We start from the raw sequence: 15,743 nt of genomic DNA, 5'->3' as shown, positions 1-15,743 counted from the left end.
CGCCTGCCAGGTCATGCGCAACTTCGATCCCGGCGCGGCGCTGGCGCTGATCAGCGACCCGGGGGCCGGGATATCGCATTTCTTCGGGGTGCCGGCGATCTACCTGTTCATGAGCCAGCACGCCGATTTCGCCGCCGCGGATTTTTCGCGCATCGTCGCGGCGGGGGTCGGGGGGGCGCCGACGCCGCGCCCGCTGCTGGAGGCCTACAAGGACAAGGGCATCGCGCTGGTGCAGGGGTTCGGCATGTCCGAAACCAGCCCCGCCGTCTGCTTCCAGGACCGGGAAACCGCGTTCGCCAAGGTCGGTTCGGCCGGCAAGTCGATCCTGCATGGCGAATGCAAGATCGTGCGCGAGGACGGGACCGACGCGGGCGCCGACGAACTGGGCGAGCTTTGGGTGCGCGGGCCGAACATCACGCCGGGCTACTGGCGCCGTCCCGAGGCGACGGCGGAGAGCTTCGTCGATGGCTGGTTCCGGACCGGCGACGCGGCGCGCATCGACGCCGAGGGCGATGTCTGGATCATCGATCGCTGGAAGGACATGTATATTTCCGGCGGCGAGAACGTGTATCCGGCCGAGGTCGAAAGCGTGCTGTTCGCCATGGCGGGCGTCGCGGACGCCGCGGTGGTCGGCGCGCCGGACGCCAGGTGGGGCGAGGTCGGCGTCGCCTTCATCGTCGCCGAACCCGGCGCGCAGGTCAGCGAGGCCGATGTGCTGGAACATTGCGAGGGGCGTCTGGCGCATTTCAAGCACCCCAGACGCGTCGTGGCGATCGCGGAACTGCCGCGCAACGCCACCGGCAAGATCCTGAAGCGGGCGCTGCGCGAATTGCTCTGACACGGCCTTTGACATGGGCGGGCCGAACATGAAAACGCCCCCCCGGCGCCTGGGCCGGGGGGGCGTGACATCAAATCGCCGCCTGAATTCGCCGCCTTGGGCGACGGGGCCTGAATTCGCCGCCTTGGGCGACGGGGCCTGAATTCGCCGCCTTGGGCGACGGGGGGGCGAAGGATCAGGCGCTGCGCTTCTTGCGCGCCGCGGCGACGCCCAGAACGCCCATGCCGAAGGCCAGCATGGCGAGCGGCGCCGGCAGCGGAATGACGCTCCCGTTCGGCGGCACGATGATCGAACCGCCATCCTCGAGGATGTCGTACTGGTCGATCCTGTGGCCGAAGAAATCCGCGGCCCAGAGATAGCGACCGTCGAAGGCCAGCCCCTCGTAGCGCGAATTGGCGAAGGCCTGGCAGCCGATCTGGGTGCCATCCAGTTCATGCACGCAAAGCTCGCGCGGGCTCGAGGCGTCGTTCACGACAACCACGAAGTCCTGGCTCTGGCCCTGGATGCGCTCCACGCCGGAATAGCCGCCGCCGCCGCCGAGGAACGGCGCCGCGCCCACATGGCTGGTGAGGTCGCCGCTGAGCCGGTAGACATTGCCCACGTCGGGCGAGGACCACAATTCGCCATTGTCCCAATCGAGCCCGTCATTGAGCGAGATGCCCGTGTAGCCCGGCGCGGTGATGGTCTGGGTGGTCTGGTTGGCGCCGGTGGCCTTGTCGAAGAAGTACACCGTGGTGTTGTTGGCCTGGATCAACTGCGATCCGTTCCACGCCAGCTCGGACCAGACCGGGCCGCCGAAGGTGACGCCGGTGTCGACGCCCCCGGTGGTCATCTCGTGGATCACCCGATTGGAATCCGACCACCAGAGATTGGTGCCGTCATAGGCGAGACCGAACGGGGAGGTCCGATTGTAACTGTTGATCAGATCCAGCGAAATCACGCCGGCGCTGGCGGTGACGGCGGATGCGCAAATCGCGCAGGTCGCCAATAATGTCGTGCGAATCGATACTCTCATAAATCCACCTCTGCTTTGGGGACGGTCACGATCAACCCCACGTGATAGCAAAACCTGTCCCAATCTCGCGTTAATGATATCGAAAACATTGTGAATGATCAATTAACAAAATTCGTTAACACATTGAAATATAATTCTTTCAAAAAACAACAATCTCTTGCGGCAAGTATTTGAATTTGCGTGGCGGCGCGATTCGCGGGCGCGCCGCATGTCGCGTGGGGGTGCGATTCGCGGCCGCGCCGCGCTGCCGTGGCGGTCATGCTTGCAGGAATTTTCGCAATGGGAGGCGCGAGCGCATCCCGTCGCCCCGCCTGGCGATTGCGCCGCGCCCCGCCGCATTGCCCACGCGGCCCGCCGCTGATATGTCCCGCGTGGCGCGGCCGGGTCCGGCGCGCGAGGGCCCGCGTGAGGAGACCGGCATGACCGACTGCATCGTCAAGGATATTTCGCTGGCCGAATACGGCCGCAAGGAATTCGACATCGCCGAAACCGAGATGCCCGGCCTGATGGCCCTGCGCGACGAATTCGGCGACAGCAAGCCGCTGAAGGGCGCGCGCATCGCCGGGTCGCTGCACATGACCGTTCAGACCGGCATTCTGATCGAGACGCTGGTGGCGCTGGGCGCCGATGTGCGCTGGGCTTCGTGCAACATCTTCTCCACCCAGGACCACGCGGCGGCGGCGATCGCCCAGGCCGGGGTGCCGGTTTTCGCGGTGAAGGGCGAGACGCTCGAGGAATACTGGGATTACGCCGACCGGATCTTCGATTTCCCCGATGGCGGCGCCAACCTGATCCTCGACGACGGCGGCGACGCCACCATGTACATCCTCATCGGCGCGCGGGTCGAGGAAGGCGAGACCGACCTGATCGAGACGCCGGGCTCCGAGGAGGAAATCGCGCTGTTCGCCCAGATCCGCAAGCGCATGGCCGCCGCGCCCGGCTGGTTCGTGCGCCAGCGTCACATGCTCAGGGGCGTCAGCGAGGAAACCACCACCGGCGTGCATCGCCTGTATCAGCTGATGGAAAAGGGCCGGCTGCCCTTCCCGGCGATCAACGTCAACGACAGCGTCACCAAGTCGAAATTCGACAATAAATACGGCTGCAAGGAATCGCTGGTGGACGGCATCCGCCGCGCCACCGACGTGATGATGGCCGGCAAGACCGCCGTGGTCTGCGGCTACGGCGACGTGGGCAAGGGCTCCGCCGCCTCGCTGCGCGGCGCCGGGGCGCGGGTGAAGGTGACTGAAATCGACCCGATCTGCGCGCTGCAGGCGGCCATGGACGGATTCGAGGTGGTGATGCTGGAAGACGTGGTCTCCACCGCCGACATCTTCATCACCACCACCGGCAACAAGGACGTGATTCGCATCGAGCACATGCGGGCGATGAAGGACATGGCCATCGTCGGCAACATCGGCCATTTCGACAACGAGATTCAGATCGCCGCGCTGAAGAATCACAAATGGACCAACATCAAGCCGCAGGTGGACATGATCGAGATGCCCTCGGGGGCGCGCATCATCCTGCTGTCCGAGGGGCGGCTGCTCAATCTCGGCAACGCCACCGGGCATCCGAGCTTCGTCATGTCGGCGAGCTTCACCAACCAGGTGCTGGCGCAGATCGAATTGTGGACCCGCGGCGACGAATACGAGAATCAGGTCTACGTGCTGCCAAAGCGTCTCGACGAGAAAGTGGCCCGCCTGCATCTCGCGCGGCTCGGCGTCAAGCTGTCGCGGCTCACCGACGAGCAGGCGGCCTATATCGGCGTTGGCGCCGACGGCCCGTTCAAGCCCGAGCATTATCGCTACTGATCGCAACCCTTCGTCAATGAAGGTTGCCGGAACGGGGCGCGCAGGTTGCGCGCCCGTTTCATTTTGCGACTCGGCGCCGGACAGCTTGTCGAATGGTTATCGGCCGCGCCGTGGCGCGGGGTAAAACTAGGGACAATTCCCATCTAATTTCAGGTGTTTGGGGTTTGCGCGGCGGCGCGATTCATGGTTTCTCTGGTGTCAGACGCAGAACGGCGTCATGGCCCGAAGCCGCAGCGAACGCAAGGTCGCGCCACGGTCCGAAGTCTCCAGAACGGAAAACCAGTTGGGTGGGAGCGCGACCGCACCGGCGGTTGCTTGTGGGGGAGGCGGAGGGCTGGGGGGCCCTCCGCCTTTTCGGTTGTCGCCGCAACTTTGCATTGTCCGCCGGAACAGCGCCGGATCAGCGCCGGGCCACCCCCCTCAGGGCCGCCTTCGCGCAATGCGCCGCCCATCGGCATGCGATCGGCTCTTGTCTCGCCCGCGCTGGCGCCTAAAATCCGCTCTGATTTGCGAAACGCAGTGCCGCAGAGCAAAATCGCCTGCAAGCGATGCGCCCATGCGACCGCCGTTGCGCCTGACATGGCCGGACCCGGCCCGAGAGGGGGAGAATCTCATGCCCGACAAGGTGACCTATTCGCGCGACGGCGACATCGCCGTCATCGCCGTCGACAACCCGCCGGTGAATGCGCTGAGCCAGCCGGTGCGCGCGGGCATATCCGACGCGATCAAGCGCTTTGACGCCGACGAGGGCGCGAAGGCGGCGGTGATCTGCGGGGTGGGGCGCACCTTCATGGCCGGCGCCGACATCGCCGAGTTCGGCAAGCCGCCGCGCGAACCCAGCCTGCCCGACGTGGTCAACGAGGTCGAGGCCGCGACCAAGCCGGTGATCGCCTCGCTGCACGGCACGCCGCTGGGCGGCGGGCTGGAGATCGCCCTGGGCGCGCATTACCGCATCGCCCAGCCGAAGACCCGGCTGGGCCTGCCCGAGGTGCATCTGGGCATCGTGCCGGGCGCCGGCGGCACCCAGCGCGCGCCGCGTCTGGTCGGGGCCGAGGCGGCGCTGGACATGATCGCCACCGGGCGCCATGTGCCGGCGAAGGAGGCGCTGGCCATGGGCCTGATCGACGAGATCGACGACGGCGAGGAGTCGGGCGGCGACCCGCGCGCCGCCGGCGTCGCCTATGCAAGACGCCTGCTGGCCGAGGGCAAGGGCGTGCGGCGCACCGGCGACATGGACATGCAGGGCGGCTCGCCCGAACTGTTCGCCAGATGGCGCGAACAGGTGGCGGCGAAGGCAAGGGGCCAGCATTCGCCGCTGGCCTGCGTCGACGCGGTGGAGGCGGCGGGGCTGCCGATCGCCGAGGGCCTCGCGCGCGAACGCGAGATCATCACCGGGTTGTTCGCCGACCCGCAATCCCCGGCGCTGGTGCATGCGTTCTTCTCCGAACGCGCGGTGGCGCGCATCCCCGAGGCCAAGGCCAGGCCGCGCAAGCTGGAAACCATCGGCGTGATCGGCGGCGGCACCATGGGCGCGGGGATCTCGGCGGCGGCGCTCAACGCCGGGCTGAACGTGGTGATGGTGGAGCGCGACGCCGAAAGCATCGCCCGCGGCGAGGCCAATCTGCGCCGCAACTACGCCTCGGGGGTGAAGAAGGGCCGCATGACGCAAGCCCAGCTCGACGCCATGCTGGCCGAGAAATTCACCCCCTCGCATGATTATCAGGCGCTGGCCGAGGTGGATCTGGTGATCGAGGCGGTGTTCGAGACCATGGAGGTCAAGAAACAGGTCTTCGGGATCATCGACGGCATCGTCAAGCCGGGCGCGGTGCTGGCCTCCAACACCTCGTATCTGGACATCGACGCCATCGCCGCCTGCACCAGACGCCCCGAGGACGTGATCGGGCTGCATTTCTTCTCGCCCGCCCACATCATGCGGCTGCTGGAAGTGGTGGTCGGCGAAAAGACCGCGCCCGACGTGGTGGCGACGGGCTTCGCGCTGGCCAGGATGATGAAGAAGATCGCGGTGCGCGCCGGGGTCTGCGACGGCTTCATCGGCAACCGGATCCTCGGCAGCTACATGAAGGCGGCGAATTTCATGGTCGAGGACGGCGCCGACCCCTACGTCATCGACGCGGCGGTGCGCGAATTCGGCTATCCCATGGGACCGTTCCAGATGATGGATCTGGCGGGCATGGATATCGGGTTTCTGAGCCGCAAGGACCGCGCCGCGACCCGCGACCCGGCGGACCGCTACGGGGCCGGGTTCCTGGATGAAATCTGCGAACGCGGCTGGTTCGGGCAGAAGACCGAGCGCGGGTTCTACGACTACCCCGGCGGCGCCCGCTCCGGCCCGCCCAACCCCGAGATCATGCCGATCATCGAGGCGGCGCGCGAAAAGCTCGGCGTGACGCCGCGCGAATTCACCAAGGAGGAAATCATGCGCCGCTACGTCGCCGCCACGGTGAACGAGGCGGCCAAGGTGGTGGGCGAGGGCATCGCGCTGCGCCCGCTCGACGTGGATATGGCCAGCCTGTTCGGCTACGGCTACCCGCGCTGGCGCGGCGGACCGATGCATTACGCGGATCATGTGGGGCTCGACAGGATCCTCGCCGACATCCGTGAATTCGAAAAAGAGGATCCGCGCTTCTGGGCCGCGGCGCCGCTGCTGGTGGAACTGGTCGAAAGCGGCCGCAAATTCGGAGATCTGAACAATGGCTGACGCGGTGATTCTCTCGACGGCCCGCACGGGCATCGGCAAGGCGTTTCGCGGCTCGCTGAACATGACCCATGGCGCGACCATGGGCGGGCACGCGCTGTCCCACGCGGTGGCGCGCGCCGGGGTCGATCCGGGCGAGGTCGAGGACGCGATCATCGGCTGCGGCCTGCCCGAAGCCGCGACCGGGGGCAACATCGCCCGCCAGATCGCGCTGCGCGCCGAACTGCCGGTGACCACGACCGGGGCGACGATCAACCGGTTCTGTTCGTCGGGCCTGCAGGCGATCGCCATGGCGGCGCAGGCGATCATGGTCAACGGGTCGCCGGTGATGGCGGCGGGGGGGCTGGAATCGATCTCGATCACCCAGGCCAACCTGAACCCGGTGGCGCGCAAGGATCCGTGGCTGGAGGCGCACAAGGACGACCTCTACCTGCCGATGATCGACACCGCCGACATCGTCGCCGCCCGCTACGGCGTCAGCCGCGAGGCCCAGGACGAATACGCGCTGCAATCGCAGATGCGCACGGCCGCGGCGCAGCAGGCCGGGCGTTTCGATGCGGAGATCGCCCCGATCGACGTCACCATGGCGGTGAAGGATCGCGAGACCGGCGAGGTCACGCAGCATGACGTGACCCTGAGCCACGACGAGTGCAACCGCCCGACCACGACGCTCGAAGGGCTGGCCGGCCTGAAGCCGATCCTCGGCGAGGACAAGTTCATCACGGCGGGCAATGCCAGCCAGTTGTCGGACGGGGCCTCGGCCTGCGTCATGATGGACGCCAAGCTCGCCGAACGGCGCGGGCTCGACCCCCTGGGCGCGTTCCGGGGCTTTCAGGTCGCGGGCTGCGAACCCGACGAGATGGGCATCGGCCCGGTTTTCGCCGTGCCGCGCCTGCTGGAGCGCGCCGGGCTGAAGATGGACGACATCGGGCTGTGGGAGCTGAACGAGGCGTTCGCCTCGCAAGTGCTGTATTGCCGCGACCGGCTGGGGATTCCCAATGATCTGCTGAACGTCGATGGCGGCTCGATCTCCGTGGGCCACCCCTATGGCATGTCCGGCGCGCGGATGACCGGGCATGCGTTGATCGAGGGCAAGCGGCGCGGCGTCAAATACGCGGTGATCACCATGTGCATCGGCGGCGGTCAGGGCGCGGCGGGCCTGTTCGAGATTTTTTGAACGCGGATCGCAGGCCTGCGTTCAGACCAGCGCGCCTCGGACCTGTCGGTCCGGGCGCGGCGTCGGGCATCCCGCCCGAAACGCGCCGTTTGCGCGGGTGCGGCGCCGGCGACGGGCGCCTGGTTGCGAGCGGAGCGCCAAGCCGTCCCGGCTGTGGCTTCGCCACAGCCCCGGGGCCATGGCCCCGGCAAGATGCGGAGCATCTTGGGGACGGCGCCCCGCAAACTGCGCCCGGGGCGCCCGGGATCCAGGCGCGCCTTCGGTCGTCAGTCCTGGTAGCCGCCGAGTTCGCAGACCACCTTCCATTCGGCGTCGCTCACCGGCTGCACCGACAGGCGGGTGTTGTTGACCAGCACCATGTTCGCGAGCCTGGGGTCGGCCTTGCACATTTCCAGCGTCACCGGCGTCGGGAAGGGCGCCACGGCGCGCACGTCCACGCAGTCCCAGCGCGGGTCGTCGGTGGTGCTGTCGGGATGGGACAGCGCGCAGATTTCGATCACGCCCATCACCCGCTTTTCCTTGATCGAGTGATAGAAGAATCCCAGATCGCCGATCTGCATCGCCCGCATGTTGTTGCGCGCCTGATAGTTGCGGATGCCGTCCCATTGCTCGCCGATCGCGCCCTTGGCGACCTGCTGATCCCAGGACCAGGTGTTGGGTTCGGTCTTGAACAGCCAGTGCGCCATCAGCCGAACACCTTCCTGAAGCCGTTGACGGTCACGTCCGCGAACAGCCCGGCCCTGGCGTAGGGGTCGTTCGCGGCCCAGGCGGCGGCCTCGGCCGGATCCTCGGTGTCGAGCACCAGCATGGAGCCGCACATCGCGCCCGTCGCGTCGATCAGCGGCCCGCCATAGGCGACGAGGCCGCTGTCCCCGGCATAGGCGAGATGCGCGTCGCGATTGGCCTTGCGCAGCTCCAGCTGGCCGGGCTTGTCCTTGCAGATCAGGATGTGGGGCATGGCGGCGTCCTTGTGATTGGCGTTCGGTCCCGAGATATGCATGGCCCTGCGGATCACGGCAAGGCCGCCGATGCGGGATCAGGCGCCGGACTGGCGTCTTGCGCAGGGCGGATCCCGATCCGCCACTGGCCGCGGCTCAGGCCTTGGCGCCCTTGCGGCCCGACCCGAGCAGCGCCGGGGCGCTCGCGTCCAGCGGCCAGCGCGGGCGGGCCGACAGCCCGAGCCCGTCGGTCGCGCCGGCGCGCAGCCGCTCGGCGCCCGCCCAGGCGATCATCGCGGCGTTGTCGGTGCAGAGCGCCAGCGGCGGGGCCGCGAAGGCGCAGCCCTCCGCCGCCGCCACCGCCTTCAGGGCCGCGCGCAGCGCCCGGTTCGCGGCCACGCCGCCGGCCACGGCCAGCGCCGGGCGAAGGCCGCTCCCGGCATGGAATCCGGCCAGCGCCCGGCGGGTCTTTTCCGCCAGCACATCGGCCGAGGCCGCCTGGAACGACGCGCAGAGATCGGCGCGGTCCTGGGTCGTCAACCCGCCCTGCGCCGCGACCAGGCGATCGCGCGCCCGGCGCAGCGCGGTCTTGAGCCCCGAAAAGCTCATGTCGCAGCCGGGGCGGTCCAGCAGCGGGCGGGGCAGCGCAAACCGGGTCGGATCGCCGGACATGGCCGCGCGCTCCACCTCCGGCCCGCCGGGATAGCCGAGCCCCAGCAGCTTGGCGATCTTGTCGAAGGCCTCGCCGGGGGCGTCGTCGATGGAGCCGCCGAGGCGGCGGAACTCCGCCGGCCCCTCCACCGCCAGCAGCTGGCAATGCCCGCCCGAGGCCAGCAGCATCACATAGGGAAAGGCCAGCCCGTCGGCCAGCCGCGGGGTCAGCGCGTGCCCGGCCAGATGGTTGACCCCGATCAGCGGCAGCCCGGCGCCCATGGCCAGCCCCTTGGCGCACATCACCCCGGCGAGCACGCCGCCGATCAGCCCCGGCCCGGCGGTCACCGCCACCGCGTCCATGTCGCCAAGCGCCAGCCCCGCATCCGCCAGCGCCCGTTCGACGCAGAGGTCCAGCCGCTCGACATGGGCGCGGGCGGCGATTTCGGGCACCACGCCGCCGAAATCCGCGTGCAGCGCGTTCTGGCCCATCACCACCGAGGACAGGATCGCGCCCGGCCCGGCCAGCGCGCCGGCGACCACGCGCGCGCGCAGCACCGCGGCGGCGGTGTCGTCGCAGCTTGATTCGAGCCCGAGCACGGTCAGGGCCGGGGCGTCCGGGGTCATGATCGGGGTCATGGCCGGGAACGGCCCGGGGATTGGGTCGCAGATTGGGTCGGAGATTGGACCGGGGAATGGGTCGGGGAATGGGTCGGGGAATCGGGCAGGGCGGGCCTCCTGCAATGAAGAGATGCGCGAAAACTTGCGCGCCCGGGCGTTGCGCGCGGCGTTCCGCGCAGGTAACACCGGGGCCATGGCGATGCAATCATCCTCCCCCGCTTTCGAAATTTCCGAACACCGGCCGCTGCGCATCGGCACGCGCGGCTCGAAGCTGGCGCTGGCGCAGGCGCATGAAACCCGCGCGCGGCTGATGGCCGCCCATGGCCTGCCGGGCGCGGCGTTCGAGATCGTGGTGATCAAGACCACCGGCGACCGGGTGCAGGACCGCCCCCTGTCCGAAATCGGCGGCAAGGGCCTGTTCACCAAGGAGATCGAGGAGGCGCTGCTGGACCGGTCCATCCACATCGCCGTGCATTCCATGAAGGACATGCCCACGTTTCAGCCCGACGGGCTGGCGCTGAGCTGCTGTCTTGAGCGCGAGGACGTGCGCGACGCCTTCGTGTCGCCCCGCTGCGGCGCGGTGGCGGATCTGGCGCGCGGCGCGGTGGTCGGCACCTCGTCCCTGCGTCGCCGGGCGCAGCTGCTGCATCTGCGCCCGGACCTGAAGCCGGTGGAGTTTCGCGGCAATGTGCAGACCCGGCTGCGCAAGCTTGACGAGGGCGTGGCCGAGGCGACGTTTCTTGCCGTCGCCGGTCTGCGGCGGCTGGGGCTGGCGGAACTGGCCAGGAACCCGATTTCCCCCGACGACATGCTGCCGGCGGTGGCGCAGGGCGCCATCGGCGTCGAACAGCGGATCGGCGACGACGCGGTGTCGGCGCTGCTGGCGCCGCTGAACCACGCGGCGACCGCCGCGCGGCTGGCGGCGGAGCGGGCGTTTCTGGCCGGGCTCGACGGATCCTGCCGCACGCCCATCGGCGGGCTGGCGGACATCGACGGCGACCGCCTGCGCCTGCGCGGCGAAATCCTCCGCCCCGACGGGTCAGAGAAGCTGTCTGCCCTCCGCGAGGGGCCGGTCTCGGACGCGGCCGCCATGGGCGCGGACGCGGCGGCGGAACTGCGCGCACGCGGCGGCATGAGCTTTTTCACTGCGTGAGCGGGGCGGGGGACTCCGCGGGGGGCGGCGCAGGGCGGGGCGCGGCGCCGCCGATCCTCGTCACCCGGCCCGAGGCGCAGGCGCGCGCCACCGCCGCGGCGCTGACGGCGCAGGGCTGGGCGCCGGTGCTCTGCCCGCTGCTCGACTTGCGCGCGCTGCCCGATGCGCCCGACTACCGGGGCGCGCGCGGGCTGGTCTTCACCTCGGCCAATGGCGTGCGCGCGGCGGGCGCGCCGGATTTCGCGCTTGATCTGCCCGCCTATTGCGTGGGCGCGGCGACGGCGGAGGCGGCGCGCGCCGCCGGGTTTCGCGACCTGCGCGCGGGGGACGGCGACGCGGCGGCGCTGGCGGGGCGGATTCTTGACGCGGTGCGCGCGGGCGAACTTGCCGGCGGGCCGCTGCTGCATCCGCGCGGGGTGCACGGAACCGCCGGGCTGGCCGAGGCGCTGGCCGCCGGGGGCGTGGAGCTGCGCGCCGCCCCGGTCTACGAGATGATCGCCGCCCAGGCGCTGAGCCCGGCCGCGCAGGCGGCGCTGGCCGGCGCCGCGCCGGTGGCGGCGCTGTTCTATTCGCCGCGCACGGCGCGGATTTTCGCCCGCCTGGCGCGCGGGGCCGCCGCGCCGCTGCACGCCATCGTGATCAGCGCGGCGGCGGCGCAGGGGCTGGCCGGCGCGGCGGTGGCGCAATTGCGGCTTGCGGAGACCCCGACCGGCTCGGCTATGCTTGCCGCCGCGCAGTCGCTTTTTCGCCAAGGATTCGCGCCAGGTTCGCGGGCAGGGCGATGACGGCGCGGCGCGGCGCCGGGCGGGATGCCGGGCGGGATGCCGGACAGGGCGCTTTCGGCGTTCGGTCGCAAACGGGTGGGGACGGGGCGCGGCGCTGCAATCAGCCGCAGACAATCAGGCTGCAAATGCGGATCGACTCTCCTAGTTTGCGTTGGCAGAATCATCCCTGTGGGATGGGAAATTCGAGGCGATAGATGACGAGCAGGACCAAGGGCGAGGACGGGGGCAAGACGCCCGAGACCGCTCGCGAGCGCGCCGGCGGGGATGAAGACCTGCGGGATCCCGAGGCTGTCGGCGAGACGCCTTCGGAGGCGGGCGACGCGCCCGACGCCGCCGTTGAAGACGCCCCGATCGCCGATGAAGACGCGCCCGAAGCGGCCAGGATCGCCGGCGACGGCGACGACGAACCGGAGGCGGCGCCGGATGACGACGCGCGGGCCGATGGCGACCGCCATGCCGGGGACGCGCGCGCCCAGGACGACGCGATTGACGGTGACGCGCCCCATGACGAGGCGCCCCACGAAGACGCGCGGGACGAGGATGCGCGGGATGGCGACATCCACGACATCCACGACGACGCGCCCCACGACGACGCGCCCCACGACGACGCGCCCCATGACGACGCGCCCCATGACGACGCGATCCACGACGACGAGGATCTTGTCGAGGAGCATGAACTGCACGAGGACCCGCCCCGGCGATCCTTCGCCGCCATGGCGCTGATCGCGCTGGTGCTGATCCTCGGCGGCGGCGCGCTGGCCCTGTGGCTGGCGCCCAAGGCCGCGCCCTATCTGCCGGCCGAAGTGGCGAAATACCTGGTGGCGTCCTCGACCGTGGAGCGCAGCGATCTTGACGCGGTCGCCGCCCGGCTCGACGCGCGCATCGAGGCGCTCGCCGCCAGCGCCGATTCAAGGGCCGCGTCGCAGGCGGCGGAGGCCGCGGCCCGGGCCGAGGCGCTGGCCGCCAGCGTCGCGGCGCTCGAAACCCGCCTCGCCGGGCTCAGCGGCGATCTGGAGGCGGCGCTGACGCCGCTCAACGGCCAGATCGCGGCGCTGGGCGCGCGGCTCGACAAGGCCGAAAGCGGCGATCTTGCGGCGCGACTGGCGCAGGCGGAAACCACGGTGGCCGGGCTCGCGGCGCAGTTCGATTCGCTGTCCCAGGGGCTGGCCAGCCTCGACGAGGGCAGCGGCGCGGCCACGGCGGAGACCGGCGCGCTGATCGCCGGATTCAACGCCAGGGTGGACGGGCTGCGCGCCGAATTCGCGACGCTTTCGGCCCAGACCAGCGCGCTGGCGGATCGCATCGCCGCCGCCGAGGCGGCGATGGAAACCAAGATCGACGCCGCGCGGGCCGAGGCCGACGCCGCCGACGCCCGCGCCGCCGAGGCCGCCGCCGCCGCGGCCGCGGCCAGGGCGCAGGCGCAGGCCGCCGCCGACCGGGCCGCCGTGGTCAGCGGGATCGAGGTGATCGCCGCGGCCTTTGACACCGGCGCGCCGTTTGACGCGGCGCTTGCCGAGGTCGCCGCCGCCAGCGGCGCCGAGGCCCCGGCGGCGCTGGCCGATGCCGCCGCAAGCGGCGTCGCAACCATCGCGGCGCTGCAGGAAAGCTACCCGGCGGCGGCGCGCGCGGCGCTGAACGCGGCGATCGTCGCCGGGGCCGGCGGCGACGTGGCCAGCCAGATGCTCGCCAAGCTGCGCGCCCAGTTCACCGGCCTGCCCACCGAAGGCGTGGACGGCGACGGCCCCGACGCGGTGCTGGGGCGCGCCGGACAGGCGCTCGCCGAAGAGGACCTGCAGGCGGCGCTCGGGGAAATCGCGACGCTGCCCGATCCCGCCCGCGCCGCCATGGCCGACTGGCTCGCCCGCGCCAAGGCGCGGCTGAACGCGCGCCACGCGCTGGCTCAGTGGCGCGCCGCGCTGACCACGACCAACGGCTGACCGGCCAGACGAGAAAAGGAATAACTCCATGATCTGGCTACTTGTTCGCGTCGCTATCTTCATTGTGCTGGTGCTTGCCGCCGCCTTCGGCCTGGTGCTGCTGCTGGACACGCCCGGCGGCGTCGAGCTGACCTGGAACGCGCGCAGCTACCAGTTCGACACCCTGACATTCGCGGCCATGCTGCTGGCGGGGTTCGCGGCGCTGTGGCTGCTGTTCAAGGTCGTGGGGCTGCTGATCGCCATCGCGCGCTTCGCCGGCGGCGACGAGACCGCGATCAGCCGTTTCTTCACGCGGTCACGCCAGCGGCGCGGCATCAAGGCGCTGACCTCGGGGCTGGTGGCGCTGGCCGAGGGCGACGCGCGCAAGGCCATCGACCTCACCGAAAAGGCCGGGCGGCTGCTGGAAAAACCCGAACTGACCAATCTGGTGGGCGCCCAGGCGGCGGCGAAGGCCGGCGACAAGGCCAAGGCGGCGCTGTATCTGAAGGCGCTGGCGCGCGACGACAAGACCCGCGCCATCGGCGTCAAGGGGCTGCTGGCCCAGGCGGTGGAGGCGGGCGATCAGGACCGCGCCCTGCTGCTGGCGCAGCGCGCCTTCGCGCTGCGCCCCAAGGATTCCGAGGTGATGGCGAAGCTGTTCGACCTGCAGGCCGGCGCCGGGGATTGGGCGGCGGCGCGCCAGACTCTGGCTTCCGAGGTGCGCACCGGCGTGCTGCCCCGCGAAATCGGCGCCCGGCGCGACGCGGTGCTGGCGCTGGCCGAAGCCCATGCGGCGATCGAGGCCGGCGACGAGACCCGCGCCCGCGAGGCGGCGCTGGAGGCCAACCGCCGCGCCCCGGCGCTGCCCCCCGCCGCCGCCGCCGCCGCCGGGCGGCTGCTGGCCGACGGCAGCCCGCGCAAGGCCGAGAAGGTGCTGCGCAAGGCCTGGAAGCTGGCCCCCCATCCCGACATCGCCGCGGCCTTCGCGGCGCTCAATCCGGCGGAAACCCCGGTGGAGCGGCGCAAGCGTTTCAACGCGCTGATCGCGGAAAACCCGACCCATTCCGAAAGCCGCCTGCTTTCGGCGGAACTGGCGCTGGCGGCGGAGGATTTCCCGGCGGCGCGCGCGGCGCTCGGCGATCTGGCCCAGACCCACCCCACCACCCGCACGCTGGCGATCATGGCGGCGGCGGAGCGCGGATCGGGCGCCGAGGAGCACGTGGTGCGCGCCTGGCTTGCCAAGGCGCTGTCGGCCCCGCGGGGCGAACGCTGGACCTGCGAGAATTGCGGCCATGTGCACGAGGCCTGGGCCCCGGTCTGCGAATCCTGCAAGGCGGTGGACACCCTGGCCTGGATCCAGCCCAAGGGCGCCGGCGAAAGCGCCGCGGCGGATTCAGCGATGCTGCCGCTGATCGTCGGCGCGCTGACCGGCGGCGGAGAGGGCGACGCGCCGGCCGACGTGGTGGAGGCCGAGCCGGTTTCCGGCGACGGCGCCGATCCGGGCGCCGCGGCCGGGGGCGACGGCGCCCGCGCCGCATGACCGCTTGCAATTCCCCGGTGCGCTCCGTATAGAGCGCCTCGGTCGCCGGTGTAGCTCAGCTGGTAGAGCACGTCATTCGTAATGATGGGGTCGTAGGTTCGAGTCCTATCACCGGCACCACGCTGCCATATTTGGTCAGCTAATTTCAGCATGTTGATGGGCGTTGCGTCGGTTTTGCCCGCCGCCCGTCGCGTGGCGGGCGGGCGCCCATGGCCCGCGCGCGGCCCAGATGATCGCCCCGGATGATCGCCCCGGATGATCGCTGGTGAGGCCGACCCGCCCGACCAGGGCGATTTTTCGCTGAACCACCGGATGCCGTTGCGGCCTTGCCGGCGCCGCCACGGGCGCATTGCGCGCCCAGCTTGGGCTTGCAGCCTGAAATCCGGATGCGGCGCCAATCTAAAAACAGTTCAGCTGTGTAATTAACAAAACCGCCTTTTTGTTGACGTTAAATTTGAATCCGCCCATAATGGCACCAGTGGGTCATGAGCGCGCTTGCCGGGATGGACCGATCGGTTTACCTTTGGATCTCAGGCGCGGGCGAATCGATCGCCGGATCTCGCGACCCGCGCCGCCGGAGGA

The 15,743-nt window shown here is 70.2% G+C and carries 12 protein-coding genes and 1 tRNA gene; 9 read left to right on the top strand and 4 right to left on the bottom strand.

Annotation, left to right across the window (positions count from 1 at the left end; all coding sequences use genetic code 11):
• Positions 1–838, top strand: an 838-nt coding sequence (locus tag AC1HC7_RS12860) for an AMP-binding protein (protein WP_479499078.1), incomplete at its 5' end; no start/stop codon positions are given.
• 175 nt (positions 839–1,013) lie between these two features.
• Here AC1HC7_RS12860 and AC1HC7_RS12855 read toward each other — a convergent pair.
• Complete coding sequence (locus AC1HC7_RS12855; protein ID WP_479496665.1) at positions 1,014–1,853, bottom strand: SMP-30/gluconolactonase/LRE family protein; 840 nt, start codon at positions 1,851–1,853, stop codon at positions 1,014–1,016.
• Between the two features lie 419 nt (positions 1,854–2,272).
• Between AC1HC7_RS12855 and ahcY the strand changes: the two genes are divergently transcribed.
• The 3 genes from ahcY (at position 2,273) to AC1HC7_RS12840 (ending at position 7,557) form a co-directional block, all read left to right on the top strand.
• A complete protein-coding gene (ahcY, locus tag AC1HC7_RS12850; RefSeq protein ID WP_479496666.1) occupies positions 2,273–3,664 on the top strand; it encodes an adenosylhomocysteinase in 1,392 nt (463 codons plus the stop codon).
• A gap of 613 nt (positions 3,665–4,277) precedes the next feature.
• Positions 4,278–6,383, top strand: coding sequence for a 3-hydroxyacyl-CoA dehydrogenase NAD-binding domain-containing protein (locus tag AC1HC7_RS12845; protein WP_479496667.1), 2,106 nt, complete (start codon positions 4,278–4,280; stop codon positions 6,381–6,383).
• Positions 6,376–7,557 (top strand): acetyl-CoA C-acyltransferase, encoded by a 1,182-nt coding sequence (locus AC1HC7_RS12840; protein WP_479496668.1) that lies wholly within the window; start codon positions 6,376–6,378, stop codon positions 7,555–7,557. The genes AC1HC7_RS12845 and AC1HC7_RS12840 overlap by 8 nt, the downstream gene beginning before the upstream one ends.
• 266 nt (positions 7,558–7,823) lie before the next feature.
• Here the strand turns inward: AC1HC7_RS12840 and AC1HC7_RS12835 are convergent, their stop codons facing one another.
• The 3 genes from AC1HC7_RS12835 to tsaD form a co-directional block, all read right to left on the bottom strand.
• Positions 7,824–8,243: an EVE domain-containing protein gene (locus AC1HC7_RS12835; protein WP_479496669.1), complete on the bottom strand. Its 420-nt coding sequence runs from the start codon at positions 8,241–8,243 to the stop codon at positions 7,824–7,826.
• Positions 8,243–8,515 carry a YciI family protein gene (locus tag AC1HC7_RS12830; RefSeq protein WP_479496670.1) on the bottom strand — a complete coding sequence of 91 codons (273 nt, stop codon included), beginning with the start codon at positions 8,513–8,515 and terminating at the stop codon, positions 8,243–8,245. Before AC1HC7_RS12830 ends, AC1HC7_RS12835 begins: the two co-directional genes overlap by 1 nt.
• Positions 8,516–8,651: 136 nt before the next feature.
• On the bottom strand, positions 8,652–9,773 hold the full coding sequence (gene tsaD, locus AC1HC7_RS12825; RefSeq protein ID WP_479499077.1) for a tRNA (adenosine(37)-N6)-threonylcarbamoyltransferase complex transferase subunit TsaD: 1,122 nt from the start codon (positions 9,771–9,773) through the stop codon (positions 8,652–8,654).
• Positions 9,774–9,966: 193 nt separating this feature from the next.
• Between tsaD and hemC the strand changes: the two genes are divergently transcribed.
• The 5 genes from hemC to AC1HC7_RS12800 all read left to right on the top strand — a co-directional run bounded on the left by hemC (position 9,967) and on the right by AC1HC7_RS12800 (position 15,281).
• Positions 9,967–10,920, top strand: coding sequence for a hydroxymethylbilane synthase (gene hemC / locus AC1HC7_RS12820; protein ID WP_479496672.1), 954 nt, complete (start codon positions 9,967–9,969; stop codon positions 10,918–10,920).
• Positions 10,917–11,705 (top strand): uroporphyrinogen-III synthase, encoded by a 789-nt coding sequence (locus tag AC1HC7_RS12815; RefSeq protein WP_479496673.1) that lies wholly within the window; start codon positions 10,917–10,919, stop codon positions 11,703–11,705. Before hemC ends, AC1HC7_RS12815 begins: the two co-directional genes overlap by 4 nt.
• Before the next feature lie 194 nt (positions 11,706–11,899).
• Positions 11,900–13,642 (top strand): mitofilin family membrane protein, encoded by a 1,743-nt coding sequence (locus AC1HC7_RS12810; RefSeq protein WP_479499076.1) that lies wholly within the window; start codon positions 11,900–11,902, stop codon positions 13,640–13,642.
• 28 nt (positions 13,643–13,670) lie between these two features.
• Entirely contained in the window at positions 13,671–15,161 is a 1,491-nt protein-coding gene (locus AC1HC7_RS12805) for a heme biosynthesis HemY N-terminal domain-containing protein (RefSeq protein ID WP_479496675.1), read from the top strand.
• Positions 15,162–15,205: 44 nt separating this feature from the next.
• Positions 15,206–15,281, top strand: a tRNA-Thr gene (locus AC1HC7_RS12800).
• Positions 15,282–15,743: the final 462 nt, after the last annotated feature.

The sequence above is a fragment of the Oceanicella sp. genome, assembly GCF_056449545.1.
The sequence above is the reverse complement of the archived record's forward strand: the minus strand, read 5'-3'. Positions and strand labels throughout refer to the sequence as shown.